Consider the following 21243-nt stretch of genomic DNA (forward strand, 5'->3'; position numbering starts at 1 on the left):
TGCTGGTGATGCGGGAGGGAAGAGGGACGGCCGGGGGGAACGGCCTTCTACACCCTCAGTACGGAGAGCTCGACGGGAGTGGGCGCGGCGGCAGCGGGGCCGCGCAGCCTTATCCGGGTGGGCGGGCCGACCGGTCCCTCCCCGGTGGCGGCGGGCAGGCCCCACTCGGCGAGTCCGGGCGCCAGGTCGTGCGCCGCGCGGGCCCGGCCGGGCAGGGCGGGCTCGCCGTCCTCGCGCTTCCTGCTCTTGCCGCACCCCGGCACCTGGTGCCCGTCCACGGCCGACACGACGGTCCTACCGGCGAACGTGGCGTCCGCGCCGGGATCCACCGAAGCGGCGTGCGGGCCGGGACGCGCCGAGGAGGCCGCCCTTCCGATGTCGGCCCCGGCAGCCGCGACCACCGGGGCAGAGGCACGTCCTTGGTCGCCCGGCGCAGCCTTCCCCGGCCCGCAGAACAGCCCCAGCGCGACCACGAGCACCGCCATCAGGCAGCACCACTGCGTACGGGACACGGCGACCGGCCTTTCCGGACTGGGGCATCGGGCAACGGGTGGTCAGCTGCCCGAAATGGTACGTGCTGTGATCCCGCGCCTCCGCGCAGTGCCGAGGTGGTGACCGGGGCCGCACGAAATACGTTCGCCGTTCTTCGGGCCCGGGTGAGATCCTGGGACCCGTATGTCTACTTCCTTCGCTGATCTCCAGAACCGGTTCGAACAGCTCTCGCTGCGCGATGCGCACCGGCTCGGCCGCCGTCTCGAAGGGGCGCGCCGCATCCGCAAGCCCGAGGCCCAGCAGTCCGTGCTGGACGAGATCGCCGCCGAGGCCGGAAAGGCAGCCGAACGGCTCGCGCTGCGTGCCGGGCGGCTGCCCGCCGTCTCCTACCCGGAACAGCTCCCGGTCAGTCAGAAGAAGGACGAGATCCTGGAGGCGATACGCGACCACCAGGTCGTGATCGTCGCCGGGGAGACCGGCTCCGGCAAGACCACGCAGATCCCGAAGATCTGCATGGAGCTGGGGCGCGGTGTCCGGGGCATGATCGGGCACACCCAGCCGCGCCGGATCGCGGCCCGTACGGTCGCCGAGCGCGTCGCCGACGAGCTGAAGTCCCCGCTGGGCGAGGCGGTCGGCTGGAAGGTCCGCTTCACCGACCAGGTGAACCCCGACGCGACGTTCGTCAAGCTGATGACGGACGGCATCCTGCTCGCCGAGATCCAGACGGACCGCGAGCTGCGCGCGTACGACACGATCATCATCGACGAGGCCCACGAGCGGTCGCTGAACATCGACTTCCTGCTCGGCTACCTGGCCAGGCTGCTGCCCAGGCGCCCGGATCTGAAAGTCGTCATCACGTCGGCGACGATCGACCCCGAGCGGTTCGCACGCCACTTCGGCGAGGCGCCGATCGTCGAGGTCAGCGGGCGTACGTACCCGGTGGAGGTGCGGTACCGCCCCCTCCTGGAGGAGGAGGGCGACGACGCCGACCGGGACCAGATCACCGCGATCTGCGACGCCGTCGACGAGCTCCAGTCGGAGGGGCCGGGCGATGTCCTGGTCTTCCTCTCCGGCGAGCGCGAGATCCGTGACACCGCGGACGCCCTGAACAAGAAGAACCTCCGCCACACCGAGGTGCTCCCGCTCTACGCCCGTCTCTCGCACGCCGAGCAGCACCGTGTCTTCCAGCGCCATACGGGGCGCAGGATCGTGCTGGCGACCAACGTCGCCGAGACCTCGCTGACCGTCCCCGGCATCAAGTACGTGATCGACCCGGGCAACGCCCGGATCTCCCGCTACAGCCACCGCACCAAGGTCCAGCGGCTGCCGATCGAGCGGATCTCACAGGCCAGCGCCAACCAGCGCAAGGGCCGCTGCGGCCGTACGTCGGACGGCATCTGCATCCGGCTGTACTCCGAGGACGACTTCCTGACCCGTCCGGAGTTCACCGATCCCGAGATCCTGCGCACGAACCTCGCCTCCGTCATCCTCCAGATGACCGCGGCCGGCCTCGGCGACATCGAGAAGTTCCCCTTCATCGACCCGCCGGACCATCGCAACATCCGCGACGGCATCCAGCTCCTCCAGGAGCTCGGCGCGCTCGATCTGGAGGAGAAGTCCCCCCAGGAAGGGAAGAAGGGGCAGCGGCTCACCCAGCTCGGCCGGAAGCTCTCCCAGCTGCCCGTCGACCCGCGTCTGGCCCGGATGGTCATCGAGGCCGAGCGCAACGGCTGTGTCCGCGAGGTCATGGTGATCGCCGCGGCACTCTCCATCCAGGACCCGCGCGAGCGGCCCTCGGACAAGCAGACGCAGGCCGATCAGCAGCACGCCCGCTTCAAGGACGAGACCTCCGACTTCCTGGCGTTCCTGAATCTGTGGCGGTACATCCGTGAGCAGCAGAAGGAGCGAGGCTCGTCCAGCTTCCGCCGGATGTGCAAGCAGGAGTACCTGAATTTCCTGCGCATCCGCGAATGGCAGGACATCTACGCGCAGCTGCGTACCGTCGCCAAGCAGATGGGCATCCACCTGAACGAGGAGCCCGCGCCCGAGCAGTCGGTGCACGTCTCGCTGCTGGCCGGGCTGCTCTCGCACATCGGTCTGAAGGACACCGAGAAGAACGAGTACCTGGGTGCCCGCAGCGCCAAGTTCGCGGTCTTCCCCGGATCGGCGCTCTTCAAGAAGCAGCCGCGGTTCGTGATGTCAGCGGAGCTGGTCGAGACGTCCCGGCTGTGGGCGCGGGTCAACGCCAAGGTCGAGCCGGAGTGGATCGAGCCGCTGGCCCAGCATCTGCTGAAGCGCACCTACAGCGAGCCGCACTGGGAGAAGGACCAGGCCGCGGTGATGGCCTATGAGCGGGTCACGCTGTACGGGGTACCGATCGTCGCCCAGCGCAAGATCAATTTCGGCCGTATCGACGCGGAGACGTCCCGGGACCTGTTCATCCGCAACGCCCTGGTCGAGGGCGACTGGCGGACGCACCACCAGTTCTTCCACGACAACCGCAAACTCCTCGGCGAAGTCGAGGAACTGGAGCACCGCGCCCGGCGCCGCGACATCCTCGTGGACGACGAGACGCTCTTCGACTTCTACGACCGGCGCATCCCCGAGCACGTCGTCTCCGGCGCCCACTTCGACTCCTGGTGGAAGCACAAGCGCCGGGACGAGCCGGACGCGCTGGACTTCGAGCGCTCGATGCTCATCAACGAGAAGGCCGGGGCCGTCACCAAGGACGACTACCCCGACTCCTGGCGGCAGGGGAAGCTCAAGTTCCGGGTGACGTACCAGTTCGAGCCCGGCGCGGACGCCGACGGTGTGACCGTCCACGTCCCGCTCCAGGTGCTCAACCAGGTCACCCCCGAGGGCTTCGACTGGCAGATCCCGGGGCTGCGCCAGGAAGTGGTCACCGAGCTGATCCGCTCGCTGCCCAAGCCGATCCGCCGGCACTACGTCCCCGCGCCGAACTACGCGGACAAGTTCCTCGACCGGGCCGTTCCACTGCAGGAGCCGCTGCCGGTCACGCTGGCGCGGGAGCTCCAGCGGATGGTCGGTGTCCCGGTCACGGCCGACGACTTCGACCTGACCCGGGTCCCCGACCACCTGAAGATCACTTTCCGGATCGTCGACGAGCGGCGCCGCAAGGTGGCCGAGGACAAGGACCTGGAGGCACTGAAGCTCCAGCTGCGTCCCAAGGCCCGTCAGGCCCTCTCCAAGGCCGCCGCGGCCACCGCGGGGCCCTCGGGCGAGTCCATCGAACGCTCGGGCCTCACGGACTGGACGATCGGGACGCTGAACCGGGTCTTCGAGACCCGCCGGGCCGGCCAGCCGGTCAAGGCGTACCCGGCCGTCGTCGACCAGGGCGCCACAGTCGCCGTCCGGCTCTTCGACACCGAGGCCGAGCAGCAGCAGGCGATGTGGCTCGGCACCCGGAAGCTGATCCTGCTGAACATCCCGGTGAACCCGGCGAAGTTCGCCTCGGACAACCTGACGAACCAGCAGAAGCTGGCCCTGTCCCGCAATCCGCACGGGTCCATCCAGGCGCTCTTCGAGGACTGCGCGACGGCGGCCGCCGACCGGCTGATCGGCGCGCACGGGGGCCCTGCCTGGGACGAGGAGTCGTTCCGCAAGCTGTTCGACAAGGTGCGCGCCGACCTCGTCGCACTGACCGAGCACACGGTCAAGCAGGTGCAGCAGGTGCTGGCCGCCTGGCAGGCCTGCGAGCGGCGCCTGAAGGCCACCAACAGCCTCGTCCTGGTCAACAACGTCACCGACGCACGGGACCAGCTCGCGGCCCTGGTGCCGCCGGGCTTCGTCACCTCGACCGGACTGCGCAGGCTGCCGGACCTGATGCGCTACCTGGTCGCAGTGGACCGCCGGCTCCAGCAGATGCCGACGGCCGTCCAGCGCGACACCACGCGCATGGAGAAGGTCCACGAGATGCAGGACGAGTACGCCTGGCTGCTCGAACAGATGCCACGGGGCAGGCCCGTTCCGCAGGAGGTCCTGGACATCCGCTGGATGATCGAGGAGCTCCGGGTCAGCTATTTCGCGCATGCCCTGGGGACGGCCTATCCCGTCTCCGACAAGCGGATCGTGAAGGCGATCGACGCGGCGGCACCGTGAGACGGGCGGGATCGGCACCGTGACGGAACCACCACCTTGAGTGAGGTCGACCGGACCCTCTGACCTGCTGTACAGTCTGTCTTCGCAGCCAGCCGCAAGGCAGCAGCGAAAACCTGGTCCTGTGGAGCAGTTTGGAGTGCTCGCCACCCTGTCAAGGTGGAGGCCGCGGGTTCAAATCCCGTCAGGACCGCAGTAACGAAAGCCCGGATCCCCTGGATCCGGGCTTTCGCGCGTCTTGACTCCGGCAACCGCCGACGAGTAGTCAGACAGCAGGAGCCGCTCCTGTTCCTCGGCACGGGGCGACGGTCCGCCGGGAGGTGGCACGCATGACGACGGTCCACCGGGAGGTGGCGCGCACGGCGGCACCCGTCGGACGCGGGACCGACGCGCTCCCGCACGTCCGCCCGACCGCCGCATCCGGCTTCCGCCGACCCACTCGCCACCCACCCCTCGGCCACCGGCCCCCAGAGGCCGCCATCGAGCCCGTGACGGCCTCCGGGACCGCCCCGCCGCCCGAACCGCCGACCGTGCCCACGGGGCGCCGGAAGGGCCTTGTGGGAGCCGGGACGAAAGTCCCCCGCCCGGGTGACCAATGGCGAGCCGCCCCGCTCCACGAAGGTGGCAGGCTCGTATCTGGCAAGACTCATGCGATGTGACGGGAGTCACTGCACGAGTTTTGAGAAGGGGTGACTTTACACCCTTCCTACAACTGGCGAATTTAATATGTGCAATTGCACCACCCGGACGGGAGCCGCACGGGACCTTCCGAACCGTCACGGCCCGGCTTCCCCGGGACGGTCGGGAACAGTCCCGCACAGACCCGCGCAAGCCCGCACGCCACTGCGCCCGCAGCCAACCGGACGCCCGGTTTCCCGAGGCATCGGAGCCGTCGCGGGCGGCACGCACGGGAAGCCCCCCCAGGGCGCGAGCGCACAAAAAAGATCGCGCTGGACCCGGCGGAGTCCAGCGCGATCGAATGACGTGCCCGTATGACACAGGTATGGCGCCCGTTGGGGCGGACGCCCGTCATGTGGAGCTATGGGTGGGCCTGTACGGGTAGGGGGACCCGGAAGCCCTGTTGTGGCGCGGCGACAGGGGTGTGTCAGGCCTCGCTGCGCTGCTGCGGAATACCCGCAAGCAGTGCGCGGACCTCTGCCTCGCGGTACCGGCGGTGTCCACCGAGCGTGCGGATGGACGTGAGCTTGCCGGCCTTGGCCCAGCGGGTAACCGTCTTCGGGTCCACGCGGAACATCGTGGCGACCTCAGCCGGGGTCAGCAGCGGCTCGGCATCAGGGGTGCGAGCGGTCATGAGCGGCCTCCTCGGGAGAACCGAACCATCTCGGTTCTTTCCTCTAAATTCTGCACCTTGACCCACGTTGCCCGAAATGGCGGACGCGGGCCGAGTCGGTTATAGGACGAACGGCTTGTCCTCGGCACTACAACTACACCATCCGTCCAGCCACGTCGGCCAAACCGATGGAATTGCCCTCCCAGGTGTTCATCAGCGACGGAAGCCGATGGACCATGCCATAGCGGACAGTCACACCACCGTGACGATCAGTCACAGAGCGATCAGGAGTCACCAGACCCCCCATAGCGTGCAATGCTGAGCAATCCGCCCCTAGTTGGACGGATGGAGCCCTCCCCGGACTCCTTGTCCTATTTTGGCACGAGGAGTAGGGAAGGACGCAAGGGCCCAGTTAGTGCTATCCATCACGCTTGAGGCAAAGGCCCGGTTCGGGACGTAGGTCCTAAGACCACTGCGGTACGCTTCCGCCTCTTCATCCTCACGCGTCACACAGGACACCAGAGTGGACGTGAACGGAAGCCCCTCAGTTGGCGAACTGACGGTCCCTCACCGCACGCCAGCGCTCCGCCAGCCGTCCGTACGCCTCACTCGCCCCTTCGGTGTCGCCGGCCCGCAGCGCCGCGACGCCCTCGGCCACATCGGCGGCCGAGCGGTCCCCGGCGAGCTGCTCCGCCGAGAGCGCGTGCACCAGCCCCGCGTAGTCCAGCTCGACCAGTGCCCGCGGGTGGAACTCCTCCAGCCAACGTCCCACGTCCACGAGCCCCTCGGTCAGCGGTCCCTCGCCCACGGTCTCGCGCAGCGTCTTCAGCGTCCGGGCCAGCCGGCGCCGGGCCTCGACCATCGGCGTCCGGTAGCGCAGCACGGGCGGCTCACCGCCCTCGCCCGCCTTCGTGTACTCCCTCTCCTCGTCCGAGAAGAGCACGAACCACCGCACCGGAACCTGCCACACCGAGCTGAGGATCCAGGGCCTGGCGTCCGGATTGCGCTCCGCCCACCGCTCGTGGTCCGCGACCGCCTGCCCCCGCACCACCGGCGGCAGCACCGCGTCGAGCACCGACTCGGGGAACATCTCCGTCAGCTCGGCCAGCGCCAGCCAGCCGCGCAGCCTGGTCCGCCACGGGCAGACGCACACCACGCCGTCCACCTCGGCGACGAACGCGTCCGCGCTCTCGTGCACCGGCACGCCGACCGGCGGTGTGGCCACCAAGGCGGCCAGCGAACGACGCAGTTCGTCCTGGGCCGTGGGGATGCGGGAACGGCCCGCGTAGCGGGCCCAGTGGGTGCGTTCGGGCTCCGGGAAGGCTGCCAGCGGCTCGTACACCCGGAGGTAGGACGCGTAAGGAACGAGCACTGAAGACACCACCGACATGCAGCAAATCGTGTCATGCCCGTACTCCGCCGGGGGGTGATCCTCGGCACTGCAACAGATCTACCTCCGCGTAGGACTTACGCTCTTGCCCTAGTCGGACCGGCCGTGCCGGCCGGTCCACGGCCCTCCCCACCTTCAGGAGGGTCTCCCGCCGCTTCGTACTTGGGAGTCACCACAGTGACCGATGTGACCGGCGCGCCTGGCGATGTACTGCACACCCTGTTCCGCTCGGATCAGGGGGGCCACGAGCAAGTCGTGCTCTGCCAGGACCGTGCCAGCGGCCTCAAGGCCGTCATCGCCATCCACTCCACCGCCCTGGGCCCGGCCCTCGGCGGCACCCGCTTCTATCCGTACGCCTCCGAGGAGGAGGCCGTCGCGGACGCGCTGAACCTGTCGCGCGGTATGTCGTACAAGAACGCCATGGCCGGTCTCGACCACGGCGGCGGCAAGGCCGTGATCATCGGGGACTCCGCGCAGATCGAGGGCCCCCAGCGGACAGCGCTGCTCCTGGCGTACGGCCGGTTCGTGGCCTCGCTCGGCGGCCGCTACGTGACGGCGTGCGACGTCGGCACCTATGTCGCCGACATGGACGTGGTCGCCCGAGAGTGCCGCTGGACCACCGGCCGTTCACCCGAGAACGGCGGCGCCGGCGACTCCTCGGTCCTCACCGCGTTCGGCGTCTTCCAGGGCATGCGGGCCTCCGCCCAGCACCTCTGGGGCGACCCGACGCTACGTGGCCGAAAAGTGGCGGTCGCCGGCGTCGGCAAGGTGGGTCATCACCTGGTCGAGCACCTGCTCTCGGACGGCGCGGAGGTCGTGATCACGGATGTGCGCGAGGAATCCGTTCGCCGCATCACCGAGAAGCACCCCCAGATCGCCGTCGCCGCGGACACCGGTTCGCTGATCCGCACCGAGGGTCTCGACATCTACGCCCCGTGCGCGCTCGGCGGCGCGCTGAACGACGACACCGTTCCGGCGCTCACCGCCAAGGTGGTGTGCGGCGCGGCCAACAACCAGCTCGCGCACCCCGGCGTCGAGAAGGACCTCGCGGACCGGTCGATCCTCTACGCACCCGACTACGTGGTGAACGCGGGCGGTGTCATCCAGGTCGCAGACGAGCTGCACGGGTTCGACTTCGACCGGTGCAAGGCGAAGGCCTCGAAGATCTTCGACACCACGCTGACCATATTCGCACGTGCGAAGGACGACGGCATTCCGCCGGCCGCGGCGGCCGACCGGATCGCCGAGCAGCGGATGGCCGAAGCCCGCCGCGGCTGACGGTCGCGGGGCGTCACGGGACGCCTTCACCGCGCATGGCACCGACCCGCCGACCGGCGAGACAAGACTCACTCCGGTCGGCGGGTCGCATGCCAAGAAGAGGTTAAAATCGCAGTTGACCAGCGAGGACGGGGCGTCTCGCCGGTCCTCTTCCGGGGCGTGTGACGCGGGCGGCGTACCGTATGGCCGCGGAAGCAGGTACCGTTAAAGCCCTACGGGCACGGTCTCTCTGCCGAGAGTCCGTCCTGAAACATGAACGCGTGTCAAGACTCTGGGGCCGTCGAGCCCCGTCACCGAGGGGGTCGAGCCATGGGGCGCGGCCGGGCAAAGGCCAAGCAGACAAAGGTCGCCCGCCAGCTGAAGTACAGCAGCGGCGGGACTGACCTGTCGCGTCTGGCCAATGAGCTGGGCGCATCGCCTTCGAGTCAGCCACCGAACGCAGAGCCGTTCGAGGACGACGACGAGGAAGATGACCCGTACGCACAGTACGCGGATCTGTACAACGACGATGAGGACGAGGACGAGGACGGCAAGTCCGGTCCGTCGTCACAGCGCCGCGGCGCTTGACCTCGCGCTGACACATCAACCCGGTCCGGGCCTGTCCCGGACCGGGTTCTGTGCTACCCCGATTCGGTCCGTTCGCCGTGCGGACCCCGTCGTCCTCAACAGCGTCCTCGACTGCCGGGCGGACCGAATTCCGTCGCGCACCGGGCGACGGGCCCCGGCCCGACCGGCGATCGAGGGCGAAGCGGCCACCGGGCGTCCCCGGTGCACCCGCCTCCGTGCCTATCGCGCGTACCCGCCGACGAGTTCCGCACCCGAGGTGTGCTCACCGCGTTCCGTGATCTCGCCCGCGACCCAGGACTCGACCCCACGGTCGGCCAGCGTCGTCAGGGCGGCGTCCACGGACTCGGCCGGGACGATCGCGATCATGCCGACGCCCATGTTCAGCGTCTTCTCCAGCTCCAGCTGCTCGACCTGACCGGCCTTGCCGACCAGGTCGAAGACCGCGCCGGGCGTCCAGGTGGAACGGTCGACCCTGGCGTGCAGCGCGTCCGGGACGACCCGGGCCAGGTTGTTGGCGAGGCCGCCTCCGGTGACATGGCTGAAGCCGTGCACCTCGGTCGTACGGGTGAGAGCCAGGCAGTCCAGCGAGTAGATCCTGGTGGGCTCCAGGAGTTCCTCGCCGAGCGTCCGGCCGAACTCCTCGACCTGGCGGTCCAGCTCCCAGCCGGCACGGTCGAAGACCACGTGCCGGACCAGCGAGTACCCGTTGGAGTGAAGACCGGAGGACGCCATGGCGATCACCGCGTCACCCTTACGGATACGCTCCGGGCCGAGCAGGTGGTCGGCCTCGACCACGCCCGTACCGGCGCCCGCGACATCGAAGTCGTCCGGACCGAGGAGGCCCGGATGCTCGGCGGTCTCGCCGCCGACCAGGGCGCAGCCCGCGAGGACGCAGCCCTCGGCGATGCCCTTGACGATGGCCGCGACACGCTCGGGGTGCACCTTGCCGACGCAGATGTAGTCGGTCATGAAGAGCGGCTCGGCGCCACAGACGACCAGGTCGTCGACGACCATGCCGACGAGGTCGTGGCCGATGGTGTCGTAGACGCCCATCTTGCGGGCGAGGTCGACCTTCGTTCCGACACCGTCGGTGGCGGAGGCGAGCAGCGGACGCTCGTAACGCTTGAGGGCCGAGGCGTCGAAGAGGCCGGCGAAACCGCCGAGGCCACCGAGGCCCGCGACCTCGGGGCGCTGCGTCTTCTTCACCCACTCCTTCATCAGCTCGACGGCGCGGTCGCCGGCCTCGATGTCGACGCCCGCTGCCGCGTAGGAAGCACCTGTTGTCTCAGACATTGCCTGGGATCTTTCGTGTGGAAATACGGGGCTGGTGGCCAGAGGGATACGGCGGGACCGTCACGGACGACGCAGCGCGTCGGACGCGGCGGTCGCCGCGGGGCCTGCCGCCAGCTCGGTCTCCAGCAGCTGCTTGCCGAGCAGCTCCGGATCCGGCAGCTCCATCGGGTACTCGCCGTCGAAGCAGGCGCGGCACAGGTTCGGCTTGGCGATCGTCGTCGCCTCGACCATCGCGTCGAGCGAGATGTACGCGAGCGAGTCGGCGCCCATCGATGTGCAGATCTCGTCGACCGTCATGCCGTTGGCGATCAGCTCGGCGCGGGTCGCGAAGTCGATACCGAAGAAACAGGGCCACTTCACCGGCGGGGACGAGATCCGGATGTGGATCTCGGCGGCGCCTGCCTCACGGAGCATCCGGACCAGTGCGCGCTGGGTGTTGCCGCGGACGATCGAGTCGTCGACGACCACCAGGCGCTTGCCCTTGATGACTTCCTTGAGCGGATTCAGCTTGAGGCGGATACCCAGCTGGCGAATGGTCTGGGACGGCTGGATGAAGGTCCGGCCGACGTAGGCGTTCTTCACCAGTCCGGCGCCGAACGGAATGCCGCTGGCCTCCGCGTAACCGATGGCGGCGGGGGTGCCGGATTCCGGGGTCGCTATGACCAGATCGGCCTCGACGGGGGCCTCGGCGGCCAGCTTGCGTCCCATCTCCACCCGGGAGAGGTAGACGTTGCGCCCGGCGATGTCGGTGTCGGGCCGGGCCAGGTACACGTACTCGAAGACACAACCCTTGGGCTTCGCTTCCGCGAAGCGCGAGGTGCGCAGGCCGTTCTCGTCGATGGCGACGAGTTCGCCCGGCTCGATCTCTCGGACGAAGCTGGCACCGCAGATGTCCAGGGCGGCGGACTCGGAGGCCACCACCCAGCCGCGCTCGAGACGGCCGAGAACCAGCGGGCGGATGCCCTGCGGGTCACGGGCGGCGTAGAGGGTGTGCTCGTCCATGAAGACGAGGGAGAAGGCGCCCTTCACATCGGGGAGCACCTTCGCGGCGGCCTCCTCGATGGTGAGCGGCTTGCCGTCCTCATCGGTCTGGCCGGCGAGCAGCGCGGTCACCAGATCGGTGTCGTTCGTCGCGGCGACCTGGGTGGCGCGGCCGTCCTTGCGGGGAAGGTCGGCGACCATCTCGGCGAGCTGGGCCGTATTGACCAGGTTGCCGTTGTGACCCAGGGCGATCGAGCCGTGCGCGGTCGCACGGAACGTCGGCTGCGCGTTCTCCCACACCGAGGCACCGGTGGTCGAGTAGCGGGCATGACCGACCGCGATATGGCCCTGGAGAGATCCCAGAGACGTTTCGTCGAAGACCTGCGAGACCAGTCCCATGTCCTTGAAGACCAGGATCTGGGACCCGTTGCTCACTGCGATACCCGCGGACTCCTGTCCACGGTGCTGCAGGGCATACAGTCCGAAATAGGTGAGCTTGGCGACCTCTTCACCCGGAGCCCAGACACCGAAGACGCCGCAAGCGTCCTGGGGGCCTTTCTCTCCGGGGAGCAGGTCGTGGTTGAGTCGTCCATCACCACGGGGCACGCCACCGAGTGTAGGCGAGATCGACCACTGGTCCGAATTCGGGACACCGGGCCGGAGCACCGGGGAAGCGCTCCCAGAGGCTGTTCAAAGGCCGGACCGGATGGTCACGCGGAGTGATCATTTCCGGGATGCGGCGAGGATCGGGACGGGGTACGGGACGCCTTCGGGGCGGCGGTCGCCCGGACCAGCGGCCGGTCGAGGGCTGAATCCGGCCACTCGGGGCGCGTAGGCCCGAATGGCCGGATGGTGGCACTCGGTGAACCGGCCGACGTTCCGGCGCGGAGTCCGGCCGAACGCCCGTTTCGTGGTGAGCCTCACATCGACGAGCCCGGTATGCGGCATCTCGGGGGCGCGGACGGGGCGGTGGAGCGTCCGGGGACGTGGTGCGGGAGCCCCCGGAGTCGCGGGGCTGTTCGCGACCGAGTCCGCAGTCGAGACCGTCGCTGACAGGCACATGCCCGAGTCAGCCCGTCGTCCCCCCGGTGCGGGTCTTCTCCGCGGCCGACGCGCCGAGTCCCTCGCCGTTCTCCGCGGTGAGGGACAGGCCGCGGTGGTCGATCCTGTACGTCGCCTTCCCGTCCAGGATCGCGAGCACGGCCCGCTCCAGCTTCATCCGGGGGTCCGGGCACATCATCTTGGTGCTGCCGACGCTGGCGAACGTGATGGTGGAGCCGGAGACCGTCGCCCGGCCGCGGAAGCCGTTGCAGCCGAAACTGCCGTGCACGGAACCGTCCTTGCCGAAGACGATCCGTGCCTTGCCCTCCGTGCCCGCGGGCAGGGAGGAGGCGACGGAGCCGGAGACCAGTGAGGTGACCGTCCAGGTGGTGCCGGTGGCGGGCAGTTCGGTCCGCACGGCGCCGCCGGAACCGGCTCCGGACCGTGGATCGTCCCCCGTCTCCGTACCGCAGGAGGTGAGAACGAGAAGGGACCCCAGGACAGCGAGGGCCATACGTTGTCTCCGCATGGCCCTGGGACGGCCCCGGACCCCGTCCGGTTCCCCCTCACCCCATCAGCGGGAGCAGGGCGGCGAGGTCGGCCCGCTCCCCGCTGGCACTGACCTTCGCCGCGTCGAGCGCCTGCGCCCACTCCGTACGCCCGGTGGCGAGCCGGATCCAGGTGAGCGGATCGGTCTCGACGACATTGGGCGGTGTGCCGCGGGTGTGTTTGGGGCCCTGGACGCACTGGACGACGGCGAACGGCGGGACCCGCACCTCGACCGAACCGCCCGGCGCCCTCTCCGCGAGGGCGTCGGCGAGCAGCCGGGTGCAGGCGGCGAGGGCCTGCCGGTCGTACGGGACGGCCAGGCCGGCCGCCTCGTTCAGGTCGTCTGTGTGCACGACGAGTTCGACGGTACGGGTGACCAGGAAGTCGGCCAGCCGCATCGCACCGAGCCGGGTCGGCAGCAGCCGCTCCCCGGGATCGCCGGGTACCAGCGCCTCGAACCGGCCGGCGACCTCCCCGTACAGCGCGTCCAGGTCCGGATGGTCCGCGGCCGCGGCCGTGGTGTCCTCGGCGATGCGGGCAGCCCGGTCAGCGGTCGAGAACGGCCATTCGAGGAGCGTCAGGTCGGGCTTGGGCGACGCCGGTTCGGGCAGCTCAAGATCATGGGTGACGCGCGAGAGCGCCAGGGTCAGATGGACGGCCAGTTCGCGCACGGTCCAGTCCCCGAGCCGGGTCGGCAGCGCGAGCTGTTCGGGCGTCAGGGCGCGGACGGCTTCCCGGACATGGGCGAACTGGGCCAGGACGGCGGCGCGGGTCCTGACCGGGTCGTAGCGGCGGGCTCGTTTCTGGGACGGCGGCATGGTCCAGGAGCCTAACGACCTCGCCCGCGACGGGCAGTGGGCTGTCGGAGCGGCGGCCTCAGGACCGGGTCGCGAAGTCGCCCAGTCCCTTGTCGAGCAGGTCGAAGCCGCGCTCGGCGAGCGCGACGGCGTCCGGCGCGACCGCGTCCGCCGACTCCCCCGCCAGCAGCCGCAACTGGTTCGCTGTGATGAGGGCGTTGCGGGTGCCGATCAGCTGGGCGGCCGCGATCCGGGCGAGGGAGGGCTCCTCCCCCTCCTCGGCCAGGGTTTCGGCGAGCAGGGCGTAGGACCGCATGGAGAACGCGTGCGCCCGGATCAGCAGCGCCGGTGTCTCCTGGATCAGCCGGCGCACCCCGAGCACCACGGGTGAGTCGCTCATCCCGACCGAGGGGTCACGGGCCTCGACGGCGGCCAGGAACTGACGCCGGACGGCGGCCAGGGCGGACTCCCCGGGGGCCCGTTCCCGCACCACCCGCGCGACATCGCCGATGTGCTCCTCCATGGGAGCGAGGACCAAGTCCTCCTTGCCGGCGAAGTAGTTGAAGACCGTCATCTTCGAGACGTCGGCCGCCTCGGCGATCTCGGCGACCGAGACCTTGTCGAAGCCACGTGCGGCGAAGAGCTCGGTGGCCACCGCCAGCAGACGGCGCCGCGTCTGGAGCTTCTTGCGCTCGCGCAGGCTCATCCTCTCAGTCATGGCATCACTGTACCAGGATAAAGATTAATCCTGGAATAAATTTTGACCGAGTATATTTTCATGGTGGTGTGGTGAACTGCCGCGGCGACACCGTGCCCGGCGGCTCGGTAACGGCCGCCCCCACCTCCGGTGGCCCGGCCTGCGTTCTGCTCGCATCGCCGGAATCGAATGCCCGCCATCCGCCGGAACACCGCCGCCCGGTGGGCCGGGCGCGATTCCACGGCCGCTCGCGTCCGCGCCTCGATCGGGACGTCAGTCGGAATTACGCATACCGCCCGCTGGAATTCCCGAAACGCCGAGTCCGCGAGCCGACGCGAACCGGATTCACGGCCGGAACGAACCGTATCCACCGCTCGGACGAACCGAGTTCGCGGCCCGGACGAACCGTATCCACTTCCTGGGCGATACGACGACACGGGAACGGCCCCGCCCGGAATCCGAGACCCGGGCGGGGCCGTCCTCCACAGCGACAGTCGCGTCAGGCGAGCAGACCCGGGATGGTCTCCTCGTGCGCCGTGCGCAGCTCGCTCAGCGGGATGCCGAACTCGCCCTGGACCTCGACCTCCTCGCCGTCCACGACACCGATCCGGGTGGCGGGCAGGCCCCGCGCCCCGCACATGTCGTTGAAGCGGAGCTCCTCGCTGCGCGGAACGGAGACGACCGCGCGCCCCGCCGACTCGGAGAAGAGGAAGGTGAACGCGTCCAGCCCGTCCGGCACGACCAGCCGGGCACCCTTCCCGCCGCGCAGGCAGGATTCGGTGACCGCCTGGATCAGACCGCCGTCGGAGAGGTCGTGCGCCGCGTCGATCATGCCGTCGCGGGAGGCCGAGATCAGGATCTCGCCCAGCAGCTTCTCCCGGCCCAGGTCCACCTTGGGCGGCATGCCGCCGAGGTGGTTGTGGACGACCTCGGACCAGGCCGAACCGCCGAACTCCTCATGCGTGTCGCCCAGCAGGTAGAGGAGCTGGCCCTCTTCCGCGAAGGCGACCGGCGTACGCCGGGTGACATCGTCGATCACGCCGAGCACGGCCACGACCGGCGTCGGGTGGATCGCCGTCTCACCGGTCTGGTTGTACAGCGACACGTTGCCGCCGGTGACCGGGGTGCCCAGCTCCAGGCAGCCGTCCGCGAGACCACGGGTGGCCTCGGCGAACTGCCACATGACGTCCGGGTCCTCGGGCGAACCGAAGTTCAGGCAGTCCGAGATGGCCAGCGGCTTGGCGCCGGAGGCGGCGACATTGCGATACGACTCCGCCAGTGCGAGCTGAGCACCGGTGTACGGGTCGAGCTTGGCGTACCGGCCGTTGCCGTCGGTCGCCATGGCCACGCCCAGGTTCGACTCCTCGTCGATCCTGACCATGCCGGCGTCCTCGGGCATCGCGAGCACGGTGTTGCCCTGCACGAACCGGTCGTACTGGTCAGTGATCCAGGACTTCGACGCCTGGTTCGGCGACGCGACCAGCTTGAGGACCTGCTCGCGCAGCTCGGCGCCGTTCGCCGGGCGGGCCAGCTTGCCCGCGTCGTCGGCCTGCAGCGCGTCCTGCCAGGACGGGCGGGCGAACGGGCGGTGGTAGGTCGGGCCCTCGTGGGCGACGGACCGCGGCGGTACGTCCACGATCTGCTCGCCGTGCCAGAAGATCTCCAGCTGCGAGCCCTCGGTCACCTCACCGATGACGGTGGCGATGACGTCCCACTTCTCGCAGATCTCCAAGAAGCGGTCCACGTGCTGCGGCTCGACGATCGCGCACATGCGCTCCTGCGACTCGCTCATGAGGATTTCCTCGGGCGAGAGGGAGGAGTCGCGCAGCGGCACGGTGTCCAGCTCGACGCGCATGCCGCCGGATCCGGCGGAGGCCAGCTCGCTCGTGGCGCAGGACAGGCCCGCACCGCCGAGGTCCTGGATGCCCGCGACCAGCTTCTCCTTGAAGATCTCCAAGGTGCACTCGATGAGGAGCTTCTCCTGGAACGGGTCCCCGACCTGGACGGCGGGACGCTTCGCCGGACCGGTCGACTCGAAGGTCTCCGAGGCCAGCACCGAGACACCGCCGATGCCGTCGCCGCCGGTGCGGGCGCCGTACAGGATCACCTTGTTGCCGGGGCCGGAGGCCTTGGCGAGGTGGATGTCCTCGTGCTTCATCACGCCGATGCAGCCGGCGTTGACCAGCGGGTTGCCCTGGTAGCAGGCGTCGAAGACGACTTCGCCGCCGATGTTCGGCAGCCCCAGGCAGTTCCCGTAGCCGCCGATGCCCGCGACGACGCCCGGCAGGACGCGCTTGGTGTCGGGGTGGTCGGCCGCGCCGAAGCGCAGCGGGTCCACGACCGCGACCGGACGGGCACCCATGGCGAGGATGTCGCGGACGATGCCGCCGACGCCGGTCGCCGCGCCCTGGTAGGGCTCGATGTACGAGGGGTGGTTGTGCGACTCGACCTTGAAGGTGACCGCGTACCCCTGACCGACGTCGACCACACCGGCGTTCTCGCCGATGCCGACGAGCATCGCGTCGTTGGCGGGGACCTTCTCCCCGAACTGCTTGAGGTGGACCTTGCTGCTCTTGTACGAGCAGTGCTCGGACCACATCACGGAGTACATGGCGAGCTCGGCGCCGGTGGGACGGCGGCCCAGGATCTCGCGGATCCGGGCGTACTCGTCCTCCTTGAGGCCGAGCTCCTTCCAGGGCTGCTCGACGTCCGGGGTCTCGGCCGCGTGCTTGACCGTATCCAGGCTCATGCGTTGACCAGCTTCTTGATGATCGAGGTGAAGAAACCGAGGCCGTCGGTGCGACCGGTACCGATCAGCGGCTCGACGGCGTGCTCCGGGTGCGGCATCAGGCCGACGACATTGCCCGCGGCGTTGGTGATGCCGGCGATGTCGCGCAGCGAGCCGTTGGGGTTCCTGTCCAGGTAACGGAAGGCGACCCGGCCCTCCGCCTCCAGCTCGTCGAGCACGCGCTCGTCGGCGACGTAACGCCCGTCCATGTTCTTGAGCGGTACGGAGATCTCCTGGCCCGCGGAGTAGTCCGAGGTCCAGGCGGTGTCCGCGTTCTCGACGCGCAGCTTCTGATCGCGGCAGATGAAGTGCAGGTGGTTGTTGCGCAGCATCGCGCCGGGCAGCAGATGCGCCTCGGTCAGGATCTGGAAGCCGTTGCAGATGCCGAGGACCGGCATCCCCGCCCGCGCGTTCTCGATGATCGTCTCCATGACCGGCGAGAAGCGGGAGATGGCTCCGGCCCGCAGATAGTCGCCGTAGGAGAAGCCGCCCGCCAGGATGACCGCGTCGACCTGGTGCAGGTCCTTGTCGCGGTGCCACAGCGATACGGGTTCGGCACCCGCGACCCGCACGGCCCGCAGGCTGTCCTTGTCGTCGAGCGTGCCGGGAAAGGTGACGACTCCGATACGAGAAGTCACTTCGACTCCTCGGCCTTCTCCACCCTCACGGTGAAGTCCTCGATGACGGTGTTGGCGAGGAAAGTCTCGGCCATCTCGTGAATGCGACCGAGGGCGGTGTCGTCGACCGGCCCCTCGACCTCCAGCTCGAAACGCTTTCCCTGACGTACGTCCGCGATTCCCTCGAAGCCGAGACGGGGCAGTGCGCGCTGCACCGCCTGTCCCTGCGGGTCGAGGATCTCGGGCTTGAGCATGACGTCGACTACGACGCGTGCCACTGGCACTCCCGGTGGTGGTGTGGTGCGGCTGTTTCTCCGGGGGGCTCCCCAGACCCCCGCAGGTTCCCTCAGCCTACCTGGCCAGAAATTCTACGCGGGTAGATATCGAACCCCCTTGATCACGCCCGGATATCGGCCGCGACAACACACAGGGAAAGTCCTGCAAAAAAAATCCTCACCGGCAACACACAAGAAGGCTGACACGCGGAGGTAATTGGGCGGGCTTCACAATGCGGCACCCACCGCTGTACAAATGATTACCGGGGAATGCAGCATTGCCCCTAAACGGTCGACAACGGTCGGCCCGCATCCGCCTAACAGCCGGAAGGCCGGCATCAGCGCATGTCAGACGCGCCGACGCCGTAGGAAAGGACCGATATCCGTGGCTCAGCGCGTAGTGGTCACGCTCTTCGACGACATCGACGGGGGAGCAGCGGCGGAAACGGTCACCTTCGCCCTGGACGGGAAGTCGTACGAGATCGACCTCAATCCGTCCAATGCAAAGAAACTGCGCAAGGCCCTGGCGCCGTACGTGGCGGCCGGCCGAAAGCAGACAAATACCGGCAAGCGCGGCAAGGCTCCGGTGCCGTACCGGCACACCTCGCTGGCACCCGACCCGGCGGCCGTGCGCGCCTGGGCCCGCTCCCACCGGATGGAGGTGCCCGCCCGCGGCCGGATCCCCAAGAAGGTCTACGAGGCGTTCCGCGAAGCCAGTTGAGATTCCGGTCCGCCCCAGGACCCCCGGAGGTCCTCACCCGGACGCGCCGCGAACGCTCCGGCGACACCCCGCGGCCACCGACTTGCGCTCCACCCCCGCTGGTCGGCTAAAGTCTGGAGCACGCCGAGGGGCAAGGCCGCAAAGCCGAACCTCACGCAGCGTGCGGGTGTAGTTCAGTAGTAGAACATCCCCCTTCCAGGGGGAAGGCGCAGTGTGCAATTCCTGTCACCCGCTCTGCATCGCTCTTACCGTCCACTCCAATGGATCGGGTAGAGTAGTGCTCGCACCGCCCGATGGAGCTCCTCACGAGGAGTACAATGAGCGGCAGCAATGCGGACGTGGCTCAGTTGGTAGAGCATCACCTTGCCAAGGTGAGGGTCGCGAGTTCGAATCTCGTCGTCCGCTCTTGATCGAACGCAAGGCCCTGGTCGATATCGACCAGGGCTTTCGTCGTATTCCCCTCCGTTTCCGCCCGGGGCTCCTTGGTCCATGACGTTTGTCATGAGCAGTGGTGACAGCTCGCACTGCTCGCGGCGCCGATCCGGCGGAAATCTGTAGGCATGACCAGCGACGACATTCCCAAGGACCACGTGAACAGCGCTGTGCCATGCGCCACAGCCGCCTCCGCGTCCGGCTCCGTCGCCGACCCGGTGATCGAGGCGAGCGGCGTGCGGCGCCGCTATGACGGGGGCTTCGAGGCGGTGACCGGCGTCTCCTTCACGGTGGCGCGCGGTGAGCTCTTCGCCCTGCTCGGCACGAACGGTGCCGGCAAGACCTCCACCGTCGAGCTGCTGGAGGGCCTGGCCCGGCCCGACGGCGGGTCCGTGCGGGTACTCGGCCACGACCCGTATCGCGAACGCGCCGCCGTCCGGCCGCGGATCGGGGTGATGCTCCAGGAGGGCGGCTTTCCGTCCGAGCTGACGGTCGCCGAGACCGTACGGATGTGGGCGGGCTGCACCAGCGGCGCCCGGCCGACGGGGGAGGTGCTGGACCTGGTCGGGCTCGCTCATCGTTCGCGGGTGCGCGTCAAGCAGCTCTCCGGCGGTGAGCGGCGCCGGCTCGACCTGGCGCTGGCCCTGCTCGGCCGGCCCGAGGTGCTGTTCCTGGACGAGCCGACCACCGGGCTCGACGCCGAGGGACGGCGCGACACCTGGGAGTTGGTCCGGATACTGCGCGACGGCGGCACCACCGTCCTGCTCACCACGCACTACCTGGAGGAGGCCGAGATGCTCGCCGACCGGCTGGCGATCATGCACCGGGGGCGGATCGTGACGGCGGGCACCCCCTCCGAGGTGACGGCGGCCCGCCCCGCCCGCATCCGGTTCGAGCTGCCCGAAGGGGTGCCGGCGGCATGGCTTCCGCTGCCGCTGAGGGCGGCGGCCGAGGGGCGCAAGGTCGAGATCCGTACCTACCGGCTGCAGGAGTCGCTGGGTCAACTGCTGCTCTGGGCGGAGCAGTCGGACGTACGGCTGCTCGGGCTCGATGCCCGGTCGGCCTCGCTCGAAGAGGCATTTCTCGATATCGCGCAGCGCGCGTCGGATTCGCAGACGCGGAAGGCGGCCGCCGCATGACCGGTACAACGATGTCCGGGCGGCTGAACGCGCTGGGACGCGCCGAGCTGACCCTGCTCGCCCGCAACAGGACGGCGGTCTTCGTCGCACTGCTGGTGCCCGTGGCGATGGTCGTGGCAATGAAGTCGACACTGGATCAGATCGATCTGGGCGGAACCGGGCTGACCGTGGCCGGGGCGGCGCTCAGTGGTGGCATCGGCATGGTGCTGATGCAGGTCGTGTACATGAACCTGGTCGCCGCGTATGTGGCGCGGCGCGAGGAGCTGGTCCTGAAGCGGCTGCGCACGGGCGAGGTCACCGACCGGGAGATCCTCGTCGGAACCGCGCTGCCGTCCATCGCGCTGGCCCTGGGGCAGGCGGTGCTGGTGGTCCTGGCCGGTGCGGCCTTCTTCGGTGTCGGCGCGCCGAAGCGGCCCGAACTGCTCGTCGCGGGCCTGCTGTCAGGGGTGGTGCTGCTGGCGGCGCTGGCCGCCGCCACCTCCGCGGTGACCAGGACCGTACAGACGGCGCAGATCACCACGCTGCCGCTGTTCCTCGTCTCGATGACGGGTTCCGGGCTCTTCGTGCCGCTGGAAGTCCTGCCGGACCGGGTGGCATCCGTGTGCGAGCTGCTGCCGGTGACCGGGGTGATGACGCTCGTACGAGCGGGCTGGCTCGGCGCGGCCGATGGGCACGACCTGCTCGGGGCCGGACTGACCGCGCTGGCCTGGACGGTGCTCGCCGTGTTTGCTGTACAGCGGTGGTTCCGCTGGGAACCCCGACGCTGAGGAGGGGTGCGC

General features: G+C 69.1%; 17 protein-coding genes and 3 tRNA genes. 9 read left to right on the forward strand and 11 right to left on the reverse strand.

What is annotated here, in order from left to right; all coding sequences use genetic code 11:
- Positions 1–47: 47 nt before the first annotated feature.
- The gene (locus tag ACF1B9_RS33285; RefSeq protein ID WP_391744828.1) at positions 48–512 is read right to left on the reverse strand and encodes a hypothetical protein; all 465 of its coding nucleotides are present in this window, start codon (positions 510–512) and stop codon (positions 48–50) included.
- Between the two features lie 163 nt (positions 513–675).
- Here ACF1B9_RS33285 and hrpA point away from each other — a divergent pair, with 163 nt between their 5' ends.
- Both hrpA and ACF1B9_RS33295 read left to right on the forward strand, forming a co-directional pair.
- Positions 676–4611 (forward strand): ATP-dependent RNA helicase HrpA, encoded by a 3936-nt coding sequence (hrpA, locus tag ACF1B9_RS33290; protein ID WP_391744830.1) that lies wholly within the window; start codon positions 676–678, stop codon positions 4609–4611.
- Positions 4612–4726: 115 nt separating this feature from the next.
- A tRNA-Asp gene (locus ACF1B9_RS33295) sits at positions 4727–4801 on the forward strand.
- 912 nt (positions 4802–5713) lie between these two features.
- Here the strand turns inward: ACF1B9_RS33295 and bldC are convergent.
- Both bldC and ACF1B9_RS33305 read right to left on the reverse strand, forming a co-directional pair.
- Positions 5714–5920, reverse strand: coding sequence for a developmental transcriptional regulator BldC (gene bldC, locus ACF1B9_RS33300; protein WP_003949541.1), 207 nt, complete (start codon positions 5918–5920; stop codon positions 5714–5716).
- A gap of 523 nt (positions 5921–6443) precedes the next feature.
- A complete protein-coding gene (locus ACF1B9_RS33305; protein WP_391744832.1) occupies positions 6444–7289 on the reverse strand; it encodes a hypothetical protein in 846 nt (281 codons plus the stop codon).
- A 177-nt stretch (positions 7290–7466) separates the two neighbouring features.
- Here ACF1B9_RS33305 and ACF1B9_RS33310 point away from each other — a divergent pair, with 177 nt between their 5' ends.
- The gene (locus ACF1B9_RS33310; protein ID WP_391744834.1) at positions 7467–8567 is read left to right on the forward strand and encodes a Leu/Phe/Val dehydrogenase; all 1101 of its coding nucleotides are present in this window, start codon (positions 7467–7469) and stop codon (positions 8565–8567) included.
- A gap of 309 nt (positions 8568–8876) precedes the next feature.
- Positions 8877–9134 carry a DUF3073 domain-containing protein gene (locus ACF1B9_RS33315; RefSeq protein ID WP_351076855.1) on the forward strand — a complete coding sequence of 86 codons (258 nt, stop codon included), beginning with the start codon at positions 8877–8879 and terminating at the stop codon, positions 9132–9134.
- Positions 9135–9353: 219 nt separating this feature from the next.
- Here the strand turns inward: ACF1B9_RS33315 and purM are convergent, their stop codons facing one another.
- The 8 genes from purM to purS form a co-directional block, all read right to left on the reverse strand.
- On the reverse strand, positions 9354–10427 hold the full coding sequence (purM, locus tag ACF1B9_RS33320) for a phosphoribosylformylglycinamidine cyclo-ligase (RefSeq protein WP_391744836.1): 1074 nt from the start codon (positions 10425–10427) through the stop codon (positions 9354–9356).
- Positions 10428–10487: 60 nt separating this feature from the next.
- Entirely contained in the window at positions 10488–12014 is a 1527-nt protein-coding gene (gene purF / locus ACF1B9_RS33325; protein WP_114245671.1) for an amidophosphoribosyltransferase, read from the reverse strand.
- 463 nt (positions 12015–12477) lie between these two features.
- Complete coding sequence (locus tag ACF1B9_RS33330; RefSeq protein ID WP_391744838.1) at positions 12478–12963, reverse strand: META domain-containing protein; 486 nt, start codon at positions 12961–12963, stop codon at positions 12478–12480.
- A 52-nt stretch (positions 12964–13015) separates the two neighbouring features.
- Complete coding sequence (locus ACF1B9_RS33335) at positions 13016–13816, reverse strand: sterol carrier family protein (protein ID WP_391744840.1); 801 nt, start codon at positions 13814–13816, stop codon at positions 13016–13018.
- A 58-nt stretch (positions 13817–13874) separates the two neighbouring features.
- Positions 13875–14513, reverse strand: a complete 639-nt coding sequence (locus tag ACF1B9_RS33340; protein ID WP_391744842.1) for a TetR/AcrR family transcriptional regulator — start codon at positions 14511–14513, stop codon at positions 13875–13877.
- A 478-nt stretch (positions 14514–14991) separates the two neighbouring features.
- Positions 14992–17241 carry a phosphoribosylformylglycinamidine synthase subunit PurL gene (purL, locus tag ACF1B9_RS33345; protein WP_391744844.1) on the reverse strand — a complete coding sequence of 750 codons (2250 nt, stop codon included), beginning with the start codon at positions 17239–17241 and terminating at the stop codon, positions 14992–14994.
- On the reverse strand, positions 17238–17918 hold the full coding sequence (gene purQ / locus ACF1B9_RS33350; RefSeq protein ID WP_376218388.1) for a phosphoribosylformylglycinamidine synthase subunit PurQ: 681 nt from the start codon (positions 17916–17918) through the stop codon (positions 17238–17240). Before purQ ends, purL begins: the two co-directional genes overlap by 4 nt.
- Positions 17915–18175 (reverse strand): phosphoribosylformylglycinamidine synthase subunit PurS, encoded by a 261-nt coding sequence (gene purS / locus ACF1B9_RS33355; RefSeq protein WP_391744846.1) that lies wholly within the window; start codon positions 18173–18175, stop codon positions 17915–17917. Before purS ends, purQ begins: the two co-directional genes overlap by 4 nt.
- A 382-nt stretch (positions 18176–18557) precedes the next feature.
- On the opposite strand from purS, the gene ACF1B9_RS33360 reads away from it, so the two are divergent.
- The 5 genes from ACF1B9_RS33360 (at position 18558) to ACF1B9_RS33380 (ending at position 21231) form a co-directional block, all read left to right on the forward strand.
- Positions 18558–18893 (forward strand): Lsr2 family protein, encoded by a 336-nt coding sequence (locus ACF1B9_RS33360; protein WP_351076839.1) that lies wholly within the window; start codon positions 18558–18560, stop codon positions 18891–18893.
- A gap of 162 nt (positions 18894–19055) precedes the next feature.
- Positions 19056–19127: transfer RNA gene (locus ACF1B9_RS33365), tRNA-Gly, on the forward strand.
- A gap of 98 nt (positions 19128–19225) precedes the next feature.
- A tRNA-Gly gene (locus tag ACF1B9_RS33370) sits at positions 19226–19298 on the forward strand.
- 155 nt (positions 19299–19453) lie between these two features.
- Positions 19454–20464: an ABC transporter ATP-binding protein gene (locus ACF1B9_RS33375; protein WP_391744849.1), complete on the forward strand. Its 1011-nt coding sequence runs from the start codon at positions 19454–19456 to the stop codon at positions 20462–20464.
- Positions 20461–21231, forward strand: a complete 771-nt coding sequence (locus ACF1B9_RS33380; protein WP_391744851.1) for an ABC transporter permease — start codon at positions 20461–20463, stop codon at positions 21229–21231. Before ACF1B9_RS33375 ends, ACF1B9_RS33380 begins: the two co-directional genes overlap by 4 nt.
- The last annotated feature ends 12 nt before the right edge of the window (positions 21232–21243 follow it).

It is taken from the genome of Streptomyces sp. NPDC014727, assembly GCF_043083485.1.
Lineage (GTDB): Bacteria > Actinomycetota > Actinomycetes > Streptomycetales > Streptomycetaceae > Streptomyces.

Bases quoted from the DNA above. Each gene is read 5' to 3' on its own strand.
- ACF1B9_RS33375 (WP_391744849.1), top strand. From the start codon at position 19,454: ATGACCAGCGACGACATTCCCAAGGACCACGTGAACAGCGCTGTGCCA.
- ACF1B9_RS33340 (WP_391744842.1), bottom strand. From the start codon at position 14,513: ATGACTGAGAGGATGAGCCTGCGCGAGCGCAAGAAGCTCCAGACGCGG.
- hrpA (WP_391744830.1), top strand. From the start codon at position 676: ATGTCTACTTCCTTCGCTGATCTCCAGAACCGGTTCGAACAGCTCTCG.
- ACF1B9_RS33305 (WP_391744832.1), bottom strand. From the start codon at position 7,289: ATGTCGGTGGTGTCTTCAGTGCTCGTTCCTTACGCGTCCTACCTCCGG.
- ACF1B9_RS33330 (WP_391744838.1), bottom strand. From the start codon at position 12,963: ATGGCCCTCGCTGTCCTGGGGTCCCTTCTCGTTCTCACCTCCTGCGGT.
- purL (WP_391744844.1), bottom strand. From the start codon at position 17,241: ATGAGCCTGGATACGGTCAAGCACGCGGCCGAGACCCCGGACGTCGAG.
- ACF1B9_RS33380 (WP_391744851.1), top strand. From the start codon at position 20,461: ATGACCGGTACAACGATGTCCGGGCGGCTGAACGCGCTGGGACGCGCC.
- purM (WP_391744836.1), bottom strand. From the start codon at position 10,427: ATGTCTGAGACAACAGGTGCTTCCTACGCGGCAGCGGGCGTCGACATC.
- bldC (WP_003949541.1), bottom strand. From the start codon at position 5,920: ATGACCGCTCGCACCCCTGATGCCGAGCCGCTGCTGACCCCGGCTGAG.
- ACF1B9_RS33335 (WP_391744840.1), bottom strand. From the start codon at position 13,816: ATGCCGCCGTCCCAGAAACGAGCCCGCCGCTACGACCCGGTCAGGACC.
- ACF1B9_RS33315 (WP_351076855.1), top strand. From the start codon at position 8,877: ATGGGGCGCGGCCGGGCAAAGGCCAAGCAGACAAAGGTCGCCCGCCAG.